This is a genomic window from Halomonas sp. CKK8 (genome assembly GCF_029625235.1).
Taxonomy (GTDB): Bacteria; Pseudomonadota; Gammaproteobacteria; order Pseudomonadales; family Halomonadaceae; genus Halomonas; species Halomonas ventosae.
On record NZ_CP121193.1, the window covers coordinates 242,501 to 259,068 of the forward strand.

22 protein-coding genes are annotated in these 16,568 nt (G+C 69.3%); 13 read left to right on the forward strand and 9 right to left on the reverse strand.

Translation table 11 applies throughout. The features are described from left to right. Positions 1-30: 30 nt before the first annotated feature. Entirely contained in the window at positions 31-1,176 is a 1,146-nt protein-coding gene (locus P8934_RS01175; RefSeq protein ID WP_278032534.1) for a glycerate kinase, read from the reverse strand. 126 nt (positions 1,177-1,302) lie between these two features. On the opposite strand from P8934_RS01175, the gene P8934_RS01180 reads away from it, so the two are divergent. Genes P8934_RS01180 through P8934_RS01195 form a run of 4 tightly spaced genes read left to right on the forward strand, consistent with a single transcriptional unit; the run spans position 1,303 to position 3,881 of the window. After that, positions 1,303-1,839, forward strand: coding sequence for a hypothetical protein (locus tag P8934_RS01180; protein ID WP_278032535.1), 537 nt, complete (start codon positions 1,303-1,305; stop codon positions 1,837-1,839). After that, entirely contained in the window at positions 1,836-2,192 is a 357-nt protein-coding gene (locus P8934_RS01185) for a hypothetical protein (protein WP_278032536.1), read from the forward strand. Before P8934_RS01180 ends, P8934_RS01185 begins: the two co-directional genes overlap by 4 nt. Before the next feature lie 28 nt (positions 2,193-2,220). Next, positions 2,221-2,892, forward strand: a complete 672-nt coding sequence (locus P8934_RS01190) for a DUF1007 family protein (RefSeq protein WP_278032537.1) — start codon at positions 2,221-2,223, stop codon at positions 2,890-2,892. Continuing rightward, entirely contained in the window at positions 2,883-3,881 is a 999-nt protein-coding gene (locus P8934_RS01195) for a nickel/cobalt transporter (RefSeq protein ID WP_278032538.1), read from the forward strand. Before P8934_RS01190 ends, P8934_RS01195 begins: the two co-directional genes overlap by 10 nt. Here P8934_RS01195 and P8934_RS01200 read toward each other — a convergent pair. Beyond that, positions 3,878-4,312: an HIT family protein gene (locus P8934_RS01200; RefSeq protein WP_278032539.1), complete on the reverse strand. Its 435-nt coding sequence runs from the start codon at positions 4,310-4,312 to the stop codon at positions 3,878-3,880. The genes P8934_RS01195 and P8934_RS01200 overlap by 4 nt on opposite strands. 142 nt (positions 4,313-4,454) lie before the next feature. On the opposite strand from P8934_RS01200, the gene P8934_RS01205 reads away from it, so the two are divergent. The 4 genes from P8934_RS01205 to P8934_RS01220 all read left to right on the forward strand — a co-directional run bounded on the left by P8934_RS01205 (position 4,455) and on the right by P8934_RS01220 (position 6,100). Then, positions 4,455-5,201 (forward strand): sulfite exporter TauE/SafE family protein, encoded by a 747-nt coding sequence (locus tag P8934_RS01205; RefSeq protein WP_278032540.1) that lies wholly within the window; start codon positions 4,455-4,457, stop codon positions 5,199-5,201. 86 nt (positions 5,202-5,287) lie between these two features. Then, entirely contained in the window at positions 5,288-5,419 is a 132-nt protein-coding gene (locus tag P8934_RS01210; RefSeq protein ID WP_278032541.1) for an entericidin A/B family lipoprotein, read from the forward strand. Between the two features lie 103 nt (positions 5,420-5,522). Further along, positions 5,523-5,654 (forward strand): entericidin A/B family lipoprotein, encoded by a 132-nt coding sequence (locus tag P8934_RS01215; protein WP_278032542.1) that lies wholly within the window; start codon positions 5,523-5,525, stop codon positions 5,652-5,654. A 113-nt stretch (positions 5,655-5,767) separates the two neighbouring features. Further along, a complete protein-coding gene (locus P8934_RS01220; RefSeq protein ID WP_278032543.1) occupies positions 5,768-6,100 on the forward strand; it encodes an I78 family peptidase inhibitor in 333 nt (110 codons plus the stop codon). 8 nt (positions 6,101-6,108) lie between these two features. Here the strand turns inward: P8934_RS01220 and P8934_RS01225 are convergent, their stop codons facing one another. The 4 genes from P8934_RS01225 to P8934_RS01240 all read right to left on the reverse strand — a co-directional run bounded on the left by P8934_RS01225 (position 6,109) and on the right by P8934_RS01240 (position 10,147). Further along, positions 6,109-6,618 carry an acyl-CoA thioesterase gene (locus P8934_RS01225; RefSeq protein ID WP_278032544.1) on the reverse strand — a complete coding sequence of 170 codons (510 nt, stop codon included), beginning with the start codon at positions 6,616-6,618 and terminating at the stop codon, positions 6,109-6,111. An 83-nt stretch (positions 6,619-6,701) separates the two neighbouring features. After that, the gene (locus P8934_RS01230; RefSeq protein ID WP_278032545.1) at positions 6,702-8,012 is read right to left on the reverse strand and encodes a short-chain fatty acid transporter; all 1,311 of its coding nucleotides are present in this window, start codon (positions 8,010-8,012) and stop codon (positions 6,702-6,704) included. Positions 8,013-8,083: 71 nt separating this feature from the next. Next, a complete protein-coding gene (locus tag P8934_RS01235) occupies positions 8,084-9,451 on the reverse strand; it encodes an MATE family efflux transporter (protein WP_278032546.1) in 1,368 nt (455 codons plus the stop codon). A gap of 102 nt (positions 9,452-9,553) precedes the next feature. Beyond that, positions 9,554-10,147 carry a porin family protein gene (locus tag P8934_RS01240; RefSeq protein ID WP_278032547.1) on the reverse strand — a complete coding sequence of 198 codons (594 nt, stop codon included), beginning with the start codon at positions 10,145-10,147 and terminating at the stop codon, positions 9,554-9,556. Positions 10,148-10,334: 187 nt separating this feature from the next. On the opposite strand from P8934_RS01240, the gene P8934_RS01245 reads away from it, so the two are divergent. Continuing rightward, positions 10,335-10,658, forward strand: a complete 324-nt coding sequence (locus tag P8934_RS01245; protein WP_278032548.1) for a hypothetical protein — start codon at positions 10,335-10,337, stop codon at positions 10,656-10,658. A 120-nt stretch (positions 10,659-10,778) separates the two neighbouring features. On the opposite strand, the gene P8934_RS01250 is transcribed toward P8934_RS01245, so the two are convergent. From P8934_RS01250 to P8934_RS01260, 3 genes are all read right to left on the reverse strand, one after another. Then, positions 10,779-11,027: a YfhL family 4Fe-4S dicluster ferredoxin gene (locus P8934_RS01250; RefSeq protein WP_106232471.1), complete on the reverse strand. Its 249-nt coding sequence runs from the start codon at positions 11,025-11,027 to the stop codon at positions 10,779-10,781. A gap of 67 nt (positions 11,028-11,094) precedes the next feature. After that, positions 11,095-11,574, reverse strand: coding sequence for a pantetheine-phosphate adenylyltransferase (gene coaD, locus P8934_RS01255; protein WP_106232470.1), 480 nt, complete (start codon positions 11,572-11,574; stop codon positions 11,095-11,097). Continuing rightward, positions 11,574-13,463, reverse strand: coding sequence for a beta-ketoacyl synthase (locus tag P8934_RS01260; RefSeq protein WP_278033981.1), 1,890 nt, complete (start codon positions 13,461-13,463; stop codon positions 11,574-11,576). Before P8934_RS01260 ends, coaD begins: the two co-directional genes overlap by 1 nt. Positions 13,464-13,652: 189 nt before the next feature. On the opposite strand from P8934_RS01260, the gene P8934_RS01265 reads away from it, so the two are divergent. Genes P8934_RS01265 through P8934_RS01280 form a run of 4 tightly spaced genes read left to right on the forward strand, consistent with a single transcriptional unit; the run spans position 13,653 to position 16,553 of the window. Beyond that, complete coding sequence (locus tag P8934_RS01265; RefSeq protein WP_278032549.1) at positions 13,653-14,369, forward strand: methyltransferase domain-containing protein; 717 nt, start codon at positions 13,653-13,655, stop codon at positions 14,367-14,369. After that, positions 14,369-14,698 carry an SMR family transporter gene (locus tag P8934_RS01270; RefSeq protein ID WP_106232468.1) on the forward strand — a complete coding sequence of 110 codons (330 nt, stop codon included), beginning with the start codon at positions 14,369-14,371 and terminating at the stop codon, positions 14,696-14,698. Before P8934_RS01265 ends, P8934_RS01270 begins: the two co-directional genes overlap by 1 nt. Positions 14,699-14,729: 31 nt before the next feature. Beyond that, entirely contained in the window at positions 14,730-16,163 is a 1,434-nt protein-coding gene (gene dacB, locus P8934_RS01275) for a D-alanyl-D-alanine carboxypeptidase/D-alanyl-D-alanine-endopeptidase (RefSeq protein ID WP_278032550.1), read from the forward strand. Between the two features lie 18 nt (positions 16,164-16,181). Then, positions 16,182-16,553, forward strand: coding sequence for a diacylglycerol kinase (locus P8934_RS01280; protein WP_278032551.1), 372 nt, complete (start codon positions 16,182-16,184; stop codon positions 16,551-16,553). Positions 16,554-16,568 lie beyond the last annotated feature (15 nt).

Below are 16,568 nucleotides of genomic sequence, written 5' to 3' on the forward strand. Positions count from 1 at the left end.
TCGATGACATGCGGGTGTCGGGCGCGCTCTTCAAGGCCGACGGCCGGCCAGTGCGACCCAGAGTCGCACCAGGCCCTCGGTGCGGTCGGCCAGCAGCTCGGCGCAGCGCGCGAGGGCCTCGTCGAGCGCCATGGGGCCATCGGCCAGGGCGAAGGCCGCGGTGACGCCCTCGTCGAAGGCGGCCTGCCAGCCCGGTGCCAGGCGCCCGGCCAGCACCACCACCGGCACCCCGTGACGCCGGGCCAGTCGCGCCACGCCCACCGGGGTCTTGCCGGCCAGGCTCTGGCCATCGAGCTGGCCCTCGCCGGTGATCACCAGGTCGGCGTCCGCCAGCAGGGTCTCGACGCCGGCCTGGGCCATCACCAGCTCGATGCCGGGGCGCAGCTCGGCACCGAGGAAGGCCCGGGCGGCGAAGCCCATGCCGCCGGCGGCGCCGGCGCCGGACAGCTCGCGGTAATCCTGGCCCAGGGTCGCGGCGCTGACGTCGGCGAAGCGGGCGAGGGCGGCATCGAGGCGTGACACCTCGTCCGGCGAGGCGCCCTTCTGGGGGCCGAAGACCGCACTGGCGCCACGCTCGCCCAGCAGCGGGTTGTCCACGTCCACCGCGGTCTCGACCCGCAGGCCGGCGAGGCGCGGGTCGAGACCGTCGAGGTCGAGCTCGGCCAGGTCGGCGAGGGCGGCGCCGCCCGGGGCCAGGTCGCGGCCCTCGCCGTCACGCAGTCGCGCCCCCAGGGCGGCCAGCATCCCCGCCCCGCCGTCATTGGTGGCGCTGCCGCCGAGGGTAAGCAGCAGCTGCTCGGCACCGGCATCCAGTGCCTCGCGGATCAGCTCGCCGACCCCGAAGGTGGTGCTGTGCAGGGCGGTGCGCTCGTCGGGCGCCAGCGACTGCAGGCCACTGGCCTCGGCCAGTTCCACGTAGGCGGTGCGGCTCGCGGCGTGCCAGCCCCAGTCGGCCCGGGCCGGGCGACCCAGGGCGTCGTGGACCTCAGCCGAGCGGCGCTCGGCCCCGGTGGCGGCCAGCAGGGCATCGAGGCTTCCCTCGCCGCCATCGGCCAGCGGGCATTCCAGGGCCTCGATGTCGCCGCCGGCACGCTTCGCCCCCACGGCGATGGCCCGCGCGGCATCGGCGGCGGGCAGGGCATCCTTGAAGCTGTCCGGGCAGATGAGGATCTTCATGGCCGCTCTCGTCTTGTGGAAGGAGTTTCCAGCTTAGCGCCGGCCGGCGCGGGACAGAACCCCGGGCGCTTCATCCCTGCCGACTTCCGGCGTAGACTGCTCCTGACCCTTCGCGGAGAGCATCCGATGCGTAAATGGCTCTTGCTACTGCTGTCGGCGGTGCTGGCCGGCTGCCAGGTGACGCCGACGACCCTGCCCGTGGCCGAGCCTGCCCCGGCTGCCGAGTGTCGCTGGCCCGCCGGGTCCGGCGACAGCCTGGCCAGGGCCGTCACGGCCCTGGAGGCGGAGGGCTTCCTGGTGCGTCACACCGATGCGTCGCTGGGGCTTGTCAGTGCCGAACGCGCCCGAAACACCATCTATCATGACAACGGCGTCGAGCGCCTGCCCCGCTTCGGCGGCTTCGTGCTGGGCGGCAGCGGCGGTCATGTGTCCTCCGGCGTGATGATCGGGCTCGGCACGGGCTTCGGAGTGGGCGTCGACGAGGCCACGCGTGTCGAGAGGGTCTCGGTGGTGGTGGGGGAGCAGCAGGTGCAGGTGTCCCGGGATATCCGCATCATCGACTGGCGAGGGGCACTGCGCGAGTCCCGCAGTGCCAGCGATGCCGACTTCTGCCGCGACCTGCGCGATGCCATCGAGGCCGTACCGCCACAGGAGGCCCCATGATGCGTGCCCCCCTCGTCATCCTGCTGGTCGCCTGGCTGGCCGGCTGTGCCACGCCCGCACCGCCTGAGCCCCGCGAGATCCACCTGGCGGCGACACCCGAGGCCACCCTGCGCGAGGCCATGGAGCTGCTGATGGAGCGCGGCTACGTGATCCGCCATGCCGACGGCGACCTGGGTCGCCTGGAGGCGGTGCTCGGCCGGATGCCGGGTTACGGCGCGTCACTGCGCGTGGCCGGCCAGGGAGATGGCAGCCGGGTCAGCTTCATCGCCACCCGCGGTGGGCGGCCCCTGCCACCCACCGTACTGGACCCCTTGCTGACCGACCTGCAGTCGCGGCTGGGGCTGTTACCCTGATGGGTCCCAGATGACGACAGGGCCGCCGATGATTTCTTACCTGGTGTCCCCTCGCCTGATCGGTGTGCTCTGCCTCGCCGCTGGCCTTCTGATGCCGCTTGCGGCCGCGGCGCACCCCCATGGCTGGATCGACCTGCGCATGCGCCTGGTGATCGATGGCGAGGGACGGCTGCAAGCCCTTCAGCAGTCCTGGCGCCTGGATCCCTTCTACAGCCTGGTGCTGCTCGAGGAGCTCGGCCGGGAAGCGGGAGGTGGTGGCCTCGATGCCGCCCTCGACCAGCTGGGCAGCGATATGCGGGAGACCCTGTCACCGCAGGGCTATTTCACCGAGCTGACCCTCGAGGGGGACAGGGTCGAGCTCGGCGAGGTCGCCGACTACACCGTGCTGGAACGGGATGGACGGATCGAGTTCGTCTTTCTGCTGCCGCTGGCTGAGCCGCTGGACATGGCGGGAGAGACGCTGCGCTACCGGGTGTTCGACCCCAGCTACTATATCGAGGTGGTCCACGAAGCCGAGGGTGACACGCCGCTCGATGATGCCCTGGTGGTGGGTGGCGAGCTCGCTTGCGAGACGCGTATCCGGGCGGCCGAGCCCGATCCCGAGCGGGTCATGGCAGCCGCGATGCTCGACGTCGATGACGAGGCCGAGCCTGGCCTGGGGCGCCACTTCGCCGAGACCGGGGAGGTGACGTGCCGTTAGCCATCAAGCGACTGGTGTGGCTGGGCGGTGGGCTGTTGCTCGCCCTGCTGGCCTGGCAAGGGGTGTTTCAGGGGGCCCTTCAGGAGCTCAGCCTGCAGCTGGTGGCCTGGCAGCGCGACTTCCACCGGGCGCTGACACTTGCCATCACGGGGCTCTCCGGCACCCCCTCGCCGGCCACCTGGGCGACCCTGCTCGGCATCAGCTTCGGCTACGGCGTCTTCCATGCCGCCGGTCCCGGCCATGGCAAGGCGGTGTTGACCACCTATCTGCTCTCCCAGGGCGGTGCCCGCCGTCGGGCCCTGGCCCTCTCCTTCGCCGCCTCCCTGCTGCAGGGGCTGGTGGCCATCGGCCTGGTGCTGGGGCTGGTGCATGGCCTGGGCTGGCTGACGCGCCAGGCCATGGGAAGCGTGGCCTGGGTGGAGCAGGCGAGCTTCATCATGGTGACCCTGCTGGGTGCCTGGCTCTGCTGGCGGGCCATCCGCCAGCTGCGAGGCAGTGCGGCCGTACCGGCGGTCGCGCCGGCAGGAGGGCATCATCGTCCCCATGACCATGACGTCGACCACGCTTGCTGCGGGGGGCATCACCACGTGGATCCGCAGCGTGCCGGGGACTGGCGCACGGCCCTGATCACGGTGGTGGCCATCGGCATCCGCCCCTGCAGCGGTGGCGTACTGCTGCTGGGAGCGGCCACCCTGCTGGACAACTTCATGGTCGGGGTGGCGGCGGTGCTGGTGATGGCGCTGGGCACGGCACTTACCGTCTCGGCACTCGCGCTGGCCAGCGTGTTCGCTAGAGGTTGGGCAGAGCAGCGGCTGGCGGCCCGGGTCACGGGCCACCGCATCGGCAGGCTGCTGGGCTGGGCCGCCCTGGCGGGCGGGCTGGGCATCATGGCCCTGGGGGTCTCGCTGACCGCGACCGGCGTCGGCCAGCCGGCCAGCGCGCCGCTGCTGGGCGAGCCGCCGTCGACTGCGCCCCTCTTCGGCGGTTAGCCCTCGGAGGGCGTCAGGTCGAGCCCCTCCACCTCGGCCAGGATGCGGGCACGCAGGTCGGCTAGGCGGTCCAGGTCGTAGGCCTCGGCCTGTCCATGGCCCCACACCGGCGCAGGCCAGGCGGCGTCCTCGCGGCGTCGAACGATGACGTGCACATGCAGCTGTGCGACGACATTGCCCAGGCTGGCGATGTTGAGCTTGTCGCCGCCCAGGGCCTCGAGCATGGCCCTGCCGACCGTGCTGGCCTCCCGCCACAGCTGCTGCTGGGTCGGGGCGTCGAGCTGGAACACCTCGCTGACCTCGAGGCGGCGCGGTATCAGCACCAGCCAGGGGAAGCGGGCGTCGTCCATCAGCCGCAGCTGGCATAGCGGCAGCTCGGTGACCGGGTAGCTGTCGTTCACCAGGCGGGCATCGGGTTCGAACTCCGACATCACGGGTCTCCTTTCGCGTCGGCTGTCCCTGTCTCCGTCATCATGGCACACCCCCTCCCGCATCGGGGGACAGATTCCCCCGGCAGGGCGGCCCCGGTATGCTGGGCGGCCTATCTCCGACCCGCCAACAACGGACGCTCTCATGACGCTGCTCGAGGCGCTTGCCCTGCTGGCCATCGGGACCCTGGCCGGCTTCATCAACGTGCTCTCCGCCGGGGGCTCGATGCTGACCCTGCCACTGCTGATGTTCCTGGGGCTGCCGCCCCAGGCGGCCAACGGCACCAATCGGGTATCGATCGCGCTGCAGAGCATCTCCGCGGTGACCAGCTTCTTCCGTGCCGGTGCCCGCTACCTGGGGCTGTCGCTTCGGCTCTCGGTGCCGGCGGTGGTCGGCTCCATGCTCGGTGCCTGGCTGGCCCTGCAGACCGGGGATGCCCTCTTCGAGGCGATCCTGATCACGGTGATGGCGTGCTCGGCAGTGCTGATGCTGCTCCCCCAGCCGCGCCTGGAGACCCGGACGCTGACCCCGGAGCGCCTCACGCCGGCGGTCTACCTGTCCATGTTCGCCATCGGCCTCTATGGCGGCTTCATCCAGGTCGGGGTGGGCATCCTGTTCATCGTGGTGCTCTACCGCATGCTGAAGATCGACCTGGCCCAGGTGAACGTCTTCAAGGTGCTGATCATACTGGTCTACACCCTGCCGGCCCTGGCCATCTTCCTGGCCAACGACCAGGTGCGCTGGGGCTACGGCCTGGTGCTGGCGGCCGGCAGCATGCTGGGTGCCTGGCTGGCGGTGAAGGTCAACATGAGTCCGCGCGGGGCCTTCGTCGTCAAGTGGCTGACCATCGCGGTGATCCTCGCGATCATCCTGCGGCTGCTGCTGGGGTGAGCCCACTGGGCACTTTCGCCGAACCTGCTAGATTGAAGGGGACACCCCTTGTGTTCCACATCGGGAACGGCAACGAGGACGCCATCATGAAACGTACAATATCGCTGATCCTGGTCTCACTCTTCACCCTTTCGCTGCTCGCTGGCTGCAATACCATCCGCGGTGCCGGCGAGGACATCGAGGAGGGCGGCGAGGCGATCCAGCGCTCCAGCTCCTGACGTTGTCGCCCCTGTGCAGGTCGGTGAGTGGGCTGCTAGGCTGAAGATGCCATTGCTTCACGGCAAGGAATGGATCCCCTGAAACCGTTAAGGAGAACATGCCATGAAGAAAGCGATCGCCATGAGTTTCATGCTGCTGATGACCGCTGGCCTGCTCGCCGGATGCAATACCCTGGAAGGCGCCGGCCAGGACGTCGAAGAGGGTGGCGAGGCCGTGCAGGATGCCGCCAGCTGAGCGGGTCACCCTGCATGGCACGCTTGCCCAGGCTGACACGGGCACGCCCCTCGGCGTGCCCGTCTTGATGTAACCCTTTGACAAGACTCTTGTTCACTGGCTGGAACTGCCGCATGTTGCTCGCCTGGAAACCCTGGCTGGCCGCCGCTGGCCTGTCGCTGATCACCGCCTGCAGTGCCACGAACGGGCCCGCGGTTCCTCGCGAGCCGGCGCCGGCGCCTCCTCGTGTCACCGATGGCCAGGATGCCTGCGGCGCCGCTCGCGTCCAGGACCGGGTGGGGCGCCACTTCGACGCGGCGCTGGAGGCGTCCCTGCGTGAGGCGAGCGGTGCCGATGCCCTGCGCGTGATGCGCCCCGGCGAGGCCCATACCCTCGATTACCGGGCCGAACGCCTCAATGTCCGCCTGGACGAGCAAGACCGGATCATCGCCCTGGAGTGCGGCTGACGCCCCTGTCAGGGGTCGCCGTGCTCGGCCTGGGTGCGCCGTTCCTCCTCCTCGGCCTGCTTGCGCAGCTTCTTGCGCAGGGCCGCCTTCTCGAAACGCAGCTTCTGCAGGCGGGTCTCCAGCTTCAACGGCGGGACCCGCGCCGGCTTGCCGCTCTCGTCCACGGCCACCATGGTCAGGTAGCAGCTGTTGGTGTGGCGGATCACCTTCTGGCGGATGTCCTCGGCCACGACCTTGATGCCGATCTCCATGGAGGAACTGCCGACATGGTTGACGCAGGCCAGGAAGGTGACCAGTTCGCCGACATGGATCGGCTGCTTGAACAGCACCTGGTCGACGGAGAGCGTCACCACGTAGTGGCCGGCATAGCGGCTGGCACAGGCATAGGCCACCTCGTCGAGCTTCTTGAGGATGGCGCCGCCATGCACCTTGCCACTGAAGTTGGCCATGTCCGGGGTCATCAGCACGGTCATCGACAGCTCGTGCTGGCCGTTCAGCGGTTGGTCGTCCATCGTCATGCTCCCTTGAGGTTTCCTACAGCATAACGCCTTGCCCCCGCAGGGGGAGCAAGGCGTTCGGTGTCGCGGGTTCGGACCCGGGATCAGAACCAGGTCAGGCCCACGGCGATGATGATGCCGGTGATGAACAGCTGGATTAGACAGAAGCCCATGATGTCCTTGGCCTTGAGGCCGGCGATGCCGAGCACCGGCAGGGCCCAGAAGGGCTGCAGCAGGTTGGTCCAGGCGTCTCCCCAGGCCACGGCCATGGCCACCCGGGGAATGTCCACGCCCAGGGCCTGGGCGGCGGGCAGCATCACCGGCGCCTGCACGGCCCACTGGCCGCCACCGGAGGGCACGAAGATGTTGACGATGCCGGCACTGATGAAGGACCAGAAGGGCAGGGTGGTCTCGGTGGCAAAGGAGATGAGGGTCTCCGACATGCTCTCCGCCAGCCCCGACTGCACCATGATCGCCATGATGCCGGCATAGAAGGGGAACTGGATGACGATGCCGGCACCGCCCTTGATCGCCTCCTGGAGGCTCTCGAGCAGGCTGCGCGGCGTGCGGTGCAGCACGATGGCCAGCGACAGGAAGAGGAAGTTGACCACGTTGAGGTTCAGGCCGCCGTTGCGGAAGACGAAGTGGTCGAGCAGGAAGAGCACCCCGGGGATGCCTACCAGCCAGGCCAGGGTCGTGCTGTTCTCCAGGCGCTCGGCGGGACGCGTGATGCGCACGCGCCTTTCCTCGTCGTCACCCAGCAGCTTGGGGTCGATGTAGACGCTCTCGTTCTCGTTGGGGAGCATCAGCCGGTTGACCAGCGGCACGGCGATGAACAGGCAGCCCACGATGGCCAGGTTGAACAGCGAGAAAATGGTGTCGCTGGTGCCGATCACGCCGATCTGCTCGGCGGTGAAATGGCCGTCGGTGGCGATGGTCAGCGGGATCGAGCCGGCCAGGCCGCCGTGCCAGACGATAAAGCCGGAGTAGGCGCTGGCCACCAGCAGGCGGTAGTCCACGCGCACCAGGCGGGCCAGCTCCTTGGCGAACAGGGCACCGACCACCAGGCCGAAGCCCCAGTTGATCCAGCTGGCGACCAGCGACACCAGGGTGACCAGGATGATGGCGCTGCCGGCGTTCTTCGCCAGGCCGGCAAGCTTCTGCAGCAGGCGCTTCACGGGCGGGGAGCTGGCCAGCATGTAGCCGGTGACCAGCACCAGCAGCATCTGCATCGAGAAGGTCAGCAGGCCCCAGAAGCCGTCGCCCCAGAAGCGCATCACCGCCAGCGGCGTCTGGCGCTCCACGGCGATGGCCGCGGCGGCGGCGATGATCGTCAGCAGCAGGACGAAGATGTAGGGGTCGGGCAGGTAGCGTTCGACCAGCTTGACGGCCGGTCTCGATAGGGCCTTGAGCATGAGGGTTCCCTTCTTCTGTTGTCGAATTGTCGCGTGCCTGACAGAAAGTAGCGCAACCTCAGAGGGTTGCGCTACCCGGCAGGATGGACTCCATCAACGCCGCCGGCCGTGGTGGGATCGCGCCAGCGGCTGCGTCGATGGTGCCGGTAGTAGGCCACCAGCACCCCCGAGCGCACCACGGCAAAGGCCAGGAAGGCCAGCCACAGGCCGTGGTTGCCCAGTGGCGTGGTCAGCCACCAGAGCGGCAGGTAGACGGCGAGCCCCGCATAGATGCTGTTGCGCATCTCGCGGATCGCCGTGGCGCCGATGAAGACCCCGTCCAGCAGGTAGCTCCATACCGCCACCAGCGGCATGACGACCATCCAGGGCAGGTAGTCGCCGGCGGTGGCGCGCACCTCCGGCAGGCCGGTGAGCAGCGCGATCAGCCACTCGCCCCCCAGGGCGAAGGCCAGCGCGGCCAGACCCGCCGTGACCAGCGAGAAGCGGGCGGCACTGCGGACCACCCGGCCGAACTCGTCGAAGCGCCGGCGGCCCACGGCACGGCCGGCCAGCGCCTCGGCGGCATGGGCGAAGCCATCCAGGGCGTAGCTGGTCAGCATGATGAACTGCAGCAGCACGGCGTTGGCCGCCAGCACGGTGTCGCCCTGGGCGGCGCCCCGGGAGGTGAAGAAGGCCATGGCGAACAGCAGGCCCAGGGTGCGCACGAAGAGGTTGGCGTTGACCCGGAAGAGTTCGCCATAGGCGGCCAGGCGCAGCAGTCGCTCGCGCAGGAAGTGCCCCGACAGCCACCTGAGCTGGCGCGAGACCAGCCACAGGCCGAAGGCCAGTGCCGTGTAGTCGGCGAGCACCGTGGCCCAGGCCACGCCGTCGCTGGTCATCCCCAGCCCCACCACGAACAGCAGGTCGAGGACGATATTGACGCCGTTGGTCAGCACCAGGATGGACAGCGTCACCCGCGAGTTCTGCTGGCCGAGGAACCAGCCGAGGATGGCGTAGTTGGCCAGCACCGCCGGGGCGGAGAGCAGCCGGATTCGGGCGTACTCCGCGGCCAGTTCCGTGGCCACCTCGCTGCCGTCGAGCAGCCACAGTCCCAGCGTCACCAGCGGCCCCCCGGCGAGGATCAGTCCCAGGCCGATCACCAGGGCGAGCAGCAGCGATTGGCCGAGCAGGTTGCGTACCTCGCCGTCCGCCTCGCGGCCCACCGCCTGGGAGGTGAGGCCGGTGGTGCCCATGCGCAGGAAGCCGAAGCCCCAGTAGAGGAAGCTGAACAGCGTCGCCCCCAGGGTCACCCCGGCGAGATAGCGCGAGTCGGGCAGGTGGCCGACCACGGCGGTATCCACCAGCCCGAGCAGCGGCACGGTGATGTTGGAGAGGATGATTGGCCAGGCAAGCGCCAGGATGCGCTGTCGCGTGCCGGCGGTGGTCGTGGGCGACGTCACGGCGAGTCCCTTGGCGGTGAAACGGGGCAGGGTGGCGCCTCTCGCCCCGGAACGCAACGGCCCCGCCGGTTGGCGGGGCCGTCGAGTGGGGTGAGACAGGGGCTAGAAGCGGTAGCCCAGGCTGGCGGAGAAGAGGTCGACCTCGAAGTCCTCGCCGCTGTCGCTGATATCGTAGCGCTCGTACTCGGCGCGCATCATGATCCGGTCGATCTCATACTCGGCGCCGATACCATAGTAGGGATCGGTGCCGTCTTCGCCCAAAGAGGCCGATACTCCCCTAGCACTGTCGCGATAGTTCAAATCGCCATCCCAAGCCACCATGCCTAATTTGCCATGGACACTAAAGCCACTCTGAATCGGGAGTTTACCTAGCAAGGCAAACCCAAAACCATCAGCGCTAGCCTCTAACTTCTCAGAGCCGGCATTAGCTTCGAAGTCACCAAAGTCAAGATAGCTGGCCTCGACGGCGAAATTGGGGTTGAACTGGTACCCCGCAAACAGCTTATAGCCGGTATCGCTGTCATCGGTGTTAGCCCCGGCTGAGTCAAGTCTATCGAAAGTGTTGTTATCCAGCTTCGAATACCCCAAGCCGGCCCCCACATAGGGCCCCTCGGCGGGGCTGTACTGGTAGCTCTGGGCGAAGGCGGGCGAGGCGACCAGGCCGGCCAGGGCGGCGGTGGCGATCAGGCGTTTCATCATGCGCTCCTTTGCATGCGGGGGCAGGCGGGCCTGCAGTTGGGCAAGCGGCAAAAGCCGGCTACCCTGATGTAAGATCCTGTGAAAGGATGTAACTTTGAAGATTCTAGGTGCTAATTTGAATGAATGCCATGGTCCGGCGGCGGCCGGCAGGGCGACATTCCAGGCGACAGGGCAGGGAGCGAGGATGATGAAGCAACTGGGCAAGAGCACGATGTTCGCCATGCTGGCGCTGGTGATGCTGGTTGGCAGCCTGCCGGCCGTGGCGCAGGGAGAGCGCATGGAGGTCCAGCCCAGCGGCGGGGCGATGATCGCCGATGCGCTCGTCGCCCGGCCGCTGCTGGCCGCGGCCACGGTAGGCGGTGCGGCGATCTTCCTGGTCTCGCTGCCGTTCACCGCCCTGGGGGGCAACGTGGACGGGGCGGCGGAGACCCTGATCAAGACCCCGGCCGAGGCGGCCTTCCGGCGCTGCCTGGGGTGCAAGGTGAGCCGGCGCGCCGACGAGATGTAGGCCCTCTGCCGGCGACGGCCACTCCCTCGACCGGCGATCCGGGCCGATCAGCTGCGGTATCAGACGACGGCGCCCCGCTCATCGAGCGGGGCGCCGTTGGTCGTGCTGCGTGGAGCGGGGTCAGGCTGCGGTGATGAGGTGGTACTTCTCCATCAGCTCGTCACGGCTCTCCTTGTGCGCCGGGTCCAGCGGAATGCAGTCCACCGGGCAGACCTGCTGGCACTGGGGCTCGTCGTAGTGGCCGACGCACTCGGTGCACAGGCCGGGGTCGATGACGTAGATCTCTTCCCCCGGCGAGATGGCGCCGTTGGGGCATTCGGGTTCGCAGACGTCGCAGTTGATGCACTCGTCGGTGATCATCAGGGCCATGGGGTACCTCACGGATGTCGCTGGCCGGCAAGCGGTCCCGGGAAAGGAGTAATCCCGAGTTTCCTGGTCAGGTATTGTAATGGCTCTTCAGCGTCTCGGCGACCCTGGGATGCACGTGCTTGGAGACATCGCCGCCGAGCCGGGCGATCTCGCGCACCAGGGTGGAGGAGATGTAGGAGTTCTCCACCTCCGGCGTCAGGAAGACCGTCTCCAGCTCCGGCATCTGGGCGCGGTTCATGTTGGCCAACTGCAGCTCGTACTCGAAGTCCGACACCGCCCTCAGGCCGCGCAGCAGCACGCGGGCCTGCTGCTGCTTCATGAACTCGGTCATCAGCCCCGAGAAGCCGACCACCTCGACGTTGTCGAGGCCGGCCACCACCTCCCGGGTCAGGGCGATGCGGGTATCGAGGTCCAGGGCAGGCCCCTTGCCGGGGCTGGTGGCGATGGCCACCACCACCTTGTCGAACAGCCGGGCGGCGCGCTCGATCAGGTCGAGGTGGCCGTTGGTGATGGGGTCGAAGGTGCCGGGATAGACGGCGGTGTTCATCACGCGTCTCCGTCGTCGAGTCGTCCGAAGGGGTTGTCCACGGCCAGCGAGACTTCCCGCGCATAGCCGGGGATGCGGATGGCGTCGCGGCCGACCTCGAGCTCGGGCCCCTCCAGCACGCCCTCGCCGAAGCGGTAGCGGGCCTCGAAGCGGCCTCGGTCGGCGGCCTGATGATAGGCCGCGGCGACTTCCCGGGTGCCCTCGCGGCGCGCCTGCCAGGCGGCCACGGCGCTCTCGCCGTGACGCTGCACCATCAGCCGTTCGGTCACCGCGGGGGAGAGCACCACGCCGGTGGCATTGTTGCCACCGAAGCCCTTGGCGTTGATGAAGGCGGCATCGGCGACGAAGGGCAGCGGGTCGCGGAACAGCCTCAGGCGCTCGGCATGGACGTCGTCGGCCACGGCATCCAGGGTGAAGATGCCCGGCAGCAGCCCGAGGGCGAAGCTGCCCAGGGCGCTGGTCAGCTGGTCGCCGGCGGCACTGCCCTGGGAGTGGCCGACGAAGGCCTTCACCGCCACCACCGGCCACGCCGTGATGCCGTGGGCGCGGGCCACCTGGTCGAAGACGTGGGACTCGGTAATGCGGTTCTTGGGCGTGCTGGTGCCATGGGCATGGAGGAAGGTGCGCTCGCGCAGGGCCTTCTCGCCGAGCATGTCGCGCACCAGCGCGGCTGCCTTGGCCAGAGAGATGTAGTTGCCGATGCCGGGGGCGGAGATCGAGCGCTTCCAGCCGTCGGCATTGACGAACACGCCCGGCACGCTGCCGAGGACCTCGGCGCCGGTCTCCAGGGCCAGGGCGTCGTCCATCAGCATGATGAACTGGCTGGACTCGCCCATGGTGAAGCCGCAGTTGCGGGCAAAGGGCCGGCAGGCCCGCTGGTAGTCGGCGTCGGTGAGCAGCTCCAGGGCATCCAGCGCCTTGAGGCCGTCGTCATCGGCCAGTGCGCCCATGGTGCGGAAGCCCTCGATGACCTCGGGCGTGATCGGGGCATCGGCGGTCCCCACCAGCACGACCCGGCGGCGGCCGGCACGGATGTCGTCCACGCCCAGGCGCAGGTTGTAGAGGAAGCTGGCGCAGGCGCCGAGTGCCGCCCCGGTGCCGCCCACGCTGCCCAGCACGTAGGCATTGATGAAGTCGGCGGGCATCTGGCCATAGCCCAGCGGCATCTGCTTGGAGGTGGCGCGCTTGCCGGAGACGAAGCTCTTGAGCAGGCCGCCCCAGCCCTCGTCGTCGAGCTGGCCGATGGAGTTGCCGGCGTAGACGGCGACCTCGTCGGGGTCCAGGCGGTCACGCAGCCCGTCCCACTCGAGGCCGCTGTCGCCCAGGCAGTCGCTGGCGGCGAAGACGGTCATGGAAAGGCCGCGCGGGTGGTGCACGCTGCGGTAGAGCCGGCTGGGCTCGAAGCCCGTGGGCAGCTGGCCGGCGGCGCGCACCTGGGCCGGGCGCGTCTCGGGCAGCATCACCTCCATGTTGCCAGCCGGGACGGTGACCTCGAGGCTCTGGCGGTCCAGTTCCTGGACCTGCCAGGTGGGGGGCAGGTCGTCGGGCAGTTGCCGGCGACGGATGCGGAAGGTGAGTGGGGTGTCCAGCGCGAGGCTCGCCTTGCGGTTGGCCGGCAGGCCCTCCTCGTTGAAGCGGGGATCCTCGATGCGCCGGATCAGGGTGTGGTCGAGCACCTGCTGGCGGGTCTGCTCGACGATCCCAGCGGCGTCCAGCGGCCGTCCCTCGGCGTCATGCCAGGCACCATCTGCCTGGCAGTCGGCCAGGCGCATCATCGCCGCCAAGCCCAGCAGGGTGCGGGCCTGGTCGTCGTCGGGCAGGGCGTCGAGCACGGTACGGCGAAACGCCTGGTGGCCCGAGGTTCGGCCGGCGGGATTCACGCCGCCCATGCCGACGATCACCGGTAAGTGTGGCAAGCCGGGTTCCTCGTTGTGCGGTTGATATCGTGGCTGCATGTGTCGCTGTCAGGCCATGGATCATAGCACCCGGCCAGTGGCGGCGTCATGCTGGCGCCCCTGCGCGGCGGGCTTGCGGCTGGTAGAATGCCTGCCCTTTCCATTTCCGCCGAGCCCGCTGCCATGACTGCCCGTTCGCGATCCATCGTCAGCCGCCAGACCGGCCCGCACCAGGACCTGGCCCGCCGCGTGGCGCGGGCCCTGGCGCACCCCCTGCGCAGGCCACTCGCCGCGCACACCCGCGAGGCCTTTGGCCGGGCCCGGGACTGGCGCGAACGCCGCGACGGGGCGCCGTTGATCCTGGATGCGGGATGCGGCGTGGGGCTCTCGACGCGCCGGCTGGCCGAGCAAACCCCGGCCGCCGCGGTGATCGGCGTCGACCGCAGCGCCGACCGCCTGTCCCGCGACCATGGCCGGCTGCCGGACAATGCCCTGCTGGTGCGGGCCGACCTGGTGGACTTCTGGCGCCTGGCCCTGGCCGAGGGCTGGCGGCCGGCGCGCCACTACCTGCTCTATCCCAACCCCTATCCCAAGGCCGCCCACCTGAAGATGCGCTGGCAGGGGCATCCGGTGCTGCCCGTGATCCTGGCGCTGGGCGGCCGGCTGGAGCTGCGCTCCAACTGGCGGCTCTACGTGGAGGAGTTCGCCCTGGCGGTGACCCAGGTGACCGGGGTGGCGGCCGAGGCGCAACCCTATGTGCCGGGCGAGGCCTGCCTGACGCCCTTCGAGCAGAAATACCATGCCAGCGGGCAGTCGCTCTGGCGGCTGGTGGTCGAGCTGCCTCACGCCCCCGGGCTGGTGCCCGGGGGCGCGCTCGCGGCCGCCGGGGAGGAAGAATGATGGCGTTCCTGTTCCTGGCCCTGGCGATCGTCGCCGAGGTGGTCGCCACCAGTGCGTTGAAGGCCTCCGAGGGCTTCAGCCGGTTGTGGCCCAGCGTCACGGTGGTGGTCGGTTACGGGCTGGCCTTCTACCTGCTCGCCCTGGTGCTGCGCACCATGCCGGTGGGCATCGCCTACGCCTTCTGGGCGGGGCTCGGCATCGTGCTGGTGACCCTGGTGGGCATCCTGGTCTATGGCGAGAAGCCGGACCTGCCGGCACTGCTGGGCCTCGCCATGATCGTTGGTGGCGTGGTGGTGATCCAGGTGTTCTCTTCCGTCTCGTCCCATTAAGCTGAGGCCTCTCATGCTGCCTGGAGGTCCCATGCGCCGTCGCCCGCTGCTCTGTGTCCTGCTGATGCTGCTTCCGCTGTTCGCCCAGGCGAGCGGCTTCACCCGCCTGGCCGAGCTCGCCGACAAGGGCTTCCTGCTCGGTGCCGAAGCCCGCCTGCTGGACAGCGGCGAGCTCCTGGGCGCCATCGAGCCCGAACGCCAGCTGTCACCGGCCTCGGTCTCCAAGGTCTACCTGGCGGCGGCGGCGCTGGATCGCTGGGGCCCCCAGCACCGCTTCTCCACCCGGCTGGTGAGCCTGGCCGAGCCCGATGCGGACGGGGTCCTGCACGGTGACCTGGTGCTCGACGGCGGCGGCGACCCGATGCTGACCAGCGAGGACCTGTGGCGCCTCACCCAGCGACTGCACCAGGCCGGCGTGCGTCGGGTAGAGGGGCGCCTGGTGGTCAGCCAGTGGCGCTATGGTCCGGTGGAGTGCATCACCACCGACCGCTGCCAGGCCCACTCCCGGGTGGCCAACGCCTACAGTGCGCTGCTCTCCTCGGCCGGGGTGAACCACGGCAGCTGGTGCGTCAGCGTGGCACCCGCCGCCGTGCCCGGCGACCCCGCCCGCATCACCAGCTGCGACAGCCCGGCGCCGATCGTCGGGATCGACAACCGCGTCGAGACCCAGCCCGACGACAGCGGCACCCGGCTCAATGCCGAGCGTGTGCTGCGCGACAGCGGCGACGTCATGGTGGTGAGCGGACAGATCTCCACCAATGCCCGTCCCCGCACCATCTACCGCGCCAGCTCCGACCCGGCGCGCCAGAGCGCGGCCACCCTGCTGGCGATGCTGGAACAGGCCGGGATCGGCGTGCGCGACGGTGCCGGCGTGGCCTCCACCGAGCCGCCGGCCGAGGCGCGCGCCCTGGCCTACGTGGAGAGCGAGCCGCTGCAGGAGCTGCTGCTGCGCACCCTCAACCACTCCAACAACTTCATGGCCGACCAGCTGGCGCTGAACCTGGTGGAGTCTCCCCGCGCCGGCCTGGTGCAGGCCGGCGGGGCGCTGGAGGCCTTCGTGACCGGGCTGCCCGACCACGGGCCCGTGACCCTGCGCAGCGGCAGCGGCCTGACCCCGGAGAACCGCACCTCGGCGGCGGGCATCACCGCCCTGCTGGAGAGCATGTACCGCCGGCCGGCGCTCTTCCCCAGCTTCGTCGCGGCCCTGCAGTCGCCGGCCAACGGCGTGATGCGTTTCCTGCGCCGCGGCTCGATGACCTTCCAGCAGCACGTCATGCTCAAGACCGGCACCCTCAACCAGCCGGTGGCGGTTCGCGCCGTGGGCGGTTACTTCCGCACCCGCAGCGGGCAGTGGGGCGTGTTCGCGGCGATCGTCAACGGCACCTCCAACACCCCCTGGCTCAACTGGCAGCAGGTGCTCGACCCGCTCGCCGCCGATCTCGAGGCGATGATCGATGCCCACTGAACCCCCGGAGCGCGCGACATGAAGCCAGGGCACACCGGCTGGCGGCACCTGGTGCACTCCACTCGCTACTCCCTCAAGGGACTCAGGGCGGCCTTTCGCAACGAGGCCGCCTTCCGCCAGGAGCTCGGGGTCTGCGGGGTCCTGCTGCCGCTGGCCTGGTGGATCGGTCAGGGGCCGGTGGAGTGGGTCCTGCTGGTCGGCAGCTGCCTGCTGGTACTGATCGTGGAGCTGCTCAACAGTGCCATCGAGAACGTGGTGGATCGCATCGGCACCGAGCTCCACGAGCTCTCGGGGCGCGCCAAGGACATCGGTTCGGCAGCCGTGATGCTGTCGCTCTTCACCGCCGGCCTGACCTGGGGGTTGCTGGCCTGGGAGAAATTCCTCGGCTAGGCCGGGTTATGGGGC